Raw genomic sequence first — 2,929 nt, forward strand, 5'->3', positions numbered from 1 at the left:
GCCCATCTACGTACCGACGACGGTGACGTGGATCCGCAAGGACAGCGCGCGCCCGGCACGCGACCGGGTCAGCAACGACTAGGAACTGCCCGACGGACACACACCCTTGAGGGGCCGGAGCACGTACGCTCCGGCCCCTCAAGGGCGTTCGTGGTGCGGCGCGGCCCTTCGTGGGGCCGGGGTCGGCGCGGTGGAGCCGAGAGTGGTCCGGTACGAGGCGACCCGGTCGGGTGCCTCCCGCTGCCGGGGCCCACGGCCGCCAGGTGGCCGCGGCTCGGGCTTGCTGGAGCTCGCTGCCCGCCCCCTCGACGGTGTGGCGTTGCTCGACCCACTTCTCGTCAAGGTCCAGCGGTCGTCCGCCCCTTGGGCCCTCGCCCCGGCAGGCGGCCTGGCTGTCGGCCTGCTCCGGAACGGTGTGCCGGGTGCCCCGGCGGCGCGCCCGGGCCCGGCCTACGGCAGGACGATGTTCCGGCCCGGGCCGCCCTGGGCGGTGTCCTTCCCGGAGCCGCCGACGATCAGGTCGTTGCCGCCCTCGCCGTGCAGCATGTCGGCGCCGGAGCCGCCGAGGAGGCTGTCATCGCCGTCGCCGCCCATGACGTGGTCGTCGCCGGAGCCCGCGTACACGAAGTCCCTGCCGCCGTACCCCTCGATCATGTCGTCGCCCCGGCTGCCCCACATCCGCTGGTCGCCGTCGTCGCCCATCAGGTGGTCCGCGCCGTCGCCGCCGTCCAGGACGACGCGCCCCATGACCATGTCGTCACCGGCGCCACCCCGGACCGTGTGGGCGGTGTGGGCGTGCAGGGTGTCGTCACCGGGCCCGCCACTGACGGTGGCGACCCCGAGGTCACTGGTGGCGATCTCGTCGTCGCCGTCGCCGAGGAAGACGTCGATCCGGTCCGGCCGGGTGCTGTCGGTGGGCAGTTCGCAGACGACGTACGTCTCGACGCCCGGTTCCAGGTACGCGCAGTGGTCGCCCGGCTGGAGCGGGACCGCGTCGCGGAAGCCGATGCGCCGGACCCCGTCGCCCTGATCCATCGGAACCACGTGAAGGTCGTTGACCTGCCCCGGGGCCGCGGTGAAGGTGAGGGACTGCTTCGCCCAGTCGGCGCCGACGCGGGCCTTGCCCCCGGAGGCGGCGGGAGCCGCGACGGCGGGGGCGGCGGCGAGACCGGTGGCGAGCACAGCCACGGCGGCTGCGCGGGCGGTGACTCGGTGGCCGTTCATGGGACCTCATCTCGGTGGGGGCCGGGTCGCCCGGAGCGGACGGCGCTCGCCCGCTCCGGGCTCCGGCGGAGCCGGGTCATGCACGGTGATGCGGTGGAACGGTGGTGCGGTGGAACGGTGATGCGGTGATGCGGTCGTGCGGTGGGCCGGTCAGCTCACGTTGACGTCCACGCAGGCGTAGAAGGCATTCGGGGTGTCGGCGATGTTCCACACGGCCAGGACCTTCTGCTTGCCGGAGAGACTGCCGAAGTTCACCTGGTGGGTGACGGTCTCGCCCGGCCGCGCTCCGCCGTCGTTGAACTCGGCGATCTTGCGGCCGCCCGCGTAGTACTGCCAGGTGCTGGTGGCGTGGCGGGCGGTCAGCCGCCAGTTGAAGCTGGTCGTCCTGCTGACCGGGGTGACCTTCCAGCCCTTGCGGTCATTGTCGAGTTCGGCGAACGCGGCGTTGCCGCCGCTGCAACTGGTCAGGCCCTTGGGGCCCTCGACGCTCTGCGGCTCGTACTTGATGGCGCCGCACGAGACGACGCCGGAGGCGCACTGGGCCTGCCGGCTGGGCGGCGAGGATATGTAGCCGTGCGCGCTCGCGCTGCTCGCGGGCAGGGTCACGGCCAGGAGCGGGGCGATCCCCGCGCCGATGGCGACGGCCAGCGTCTTCTTGCTCTTCATGACAACTCCTCTGTGGGGGGGCTTGCCCGCACCAAACGGACAAGCATGCACATGACAAGCAATGTCACACATGAGGGTGGGGCCGCCATGAGTGACGAGGGGAAGCCTACCCCGCTTGGTCTAGACCATGCCACGAGTAGTTTTGGCAGGGCGGCGGCGAGCGGCACGAACGCCCTTGAGGGGCCGGAGCGTACGTGCTCCGGCCCCTCAAGGGCGTTCGTGGTGCGGCGCGGCCCTCCGTGTGGCCGGGGTCGGCGCGGTGGGGCGGTCGGGAGCGGTCCGGTACGAGGCGACCCGGTCGGGTGCCTCCCGCCGCCGGGGCCCGCGGCCGCTAGCGGCTGACCAGGCCCGCGTCGTACGCCAGGAGACCGGCCTGGGTCCTGTTGGTGCACTCCAGCTTGACGAGCATGCGCGAGACGTAGCCCTTGACGGTGGCCTCGCTCAGGAAGAGCTTCGTGGCGATCTGGGCGTTGGACAGGCCTTCGCCGAGGCAGGTGAGGACGTCGGTCTCGCGCTCGGTGAGCTTGCCGACGAGGGCCTTGGCCCGCTCGCGCGCCGCGTCCTCGTCGGACGAGGCGGCCACGATGCGGCGCATGGCCACGGGCGAGAGCACCGTGTGGCCGTCGGCGGCGACGCGCACCAGGCCGATGAGGTCCTCCGGTGGCGTCGATTTCACCAGGAATCCACTTGCGCCGCTACGCAAAGCGCGCATCACATACTGGTCGGCGTCGAACGTGGTGAGCGCCACCACTTTCGGCGGCTGATCCAGTTTCATGATGCATTCGATGGCCGTCAGGCCGTCGACACCCGGCATTCGCAAATCCATGAGAACGAGATCGGGGCGGTGCCGGGTGACGGCCTCCACCGCGGCCGCTCCGTCGTGGGCCGCGTCGACGACCTCGATATCCTCGGCCGAACCCAGAATTGTCCTCAAATGTGCGCAGACCATGGGCTCGTCATCGACGACCAGCACCTTTACGACTTCATGCCCCATGCCCACAGTCTATCCGTCTATCCCTGGTCCGGGGCTTCCAGCGGA

General features: G+C 71.2%; 3 protein-coding genes. All 3 read right to left on the reverse strand.

From position 1 onward, the window contains the following. Positions 1-450 precede the first annotated feature (450 nt). The 3 genes from QK440_RS41010 to QK440_RS41020 all read right to left on the reverse strand — a co-directional run bounded on the left by QK440_RS41010 (position 451) and on the right by QK440_RS41020 (position 2,884). Complete coding sequence (locus QK440_RS41010; RefSeq protein ID WP_282798359.1) at positions 451-1,224, reverse strand: calcium-binding protein; 774 nt, start codon at positions 1,222-1,224, stop codon at positions 451-453. A 150-nt stretch (positions 1,225-1,374) separates the two neighbouring features. After that, entirely contained in the window at positions 1,375-1,890 is a 516-nt protein-coding gene (locus tag QK440_RS41015) for a lytic polysaccharide monooxygenase auxiliary activity family 9 protein (RefSeq protein ID WP_282798360.1), read from the reverse strand. 331 nt (positions 1,891-2,221) lie between these two features. Next, complete coding sequence (locus QK440_RS41020) at positions 2,222-2,884, reverse strand: response regulator transcription factor (protein WP_190140815.1); 663 nt, start codon at positions 2,882-2,884, stop codon at positions 2,222-2,224. Positions 2,885-2,929 lie beyond the last annotated feature (45 nt).

The organism is Streptomyces sp. CC224B (genome assembly GCF_030010595.1).
Classification (GTDB): domain Bacteria; phylum Actinomycetota; class Actinomycetes; order Streptomycetales; family Streptomycetaceae; genus Streptomyces; species Streptomyces longispororuber.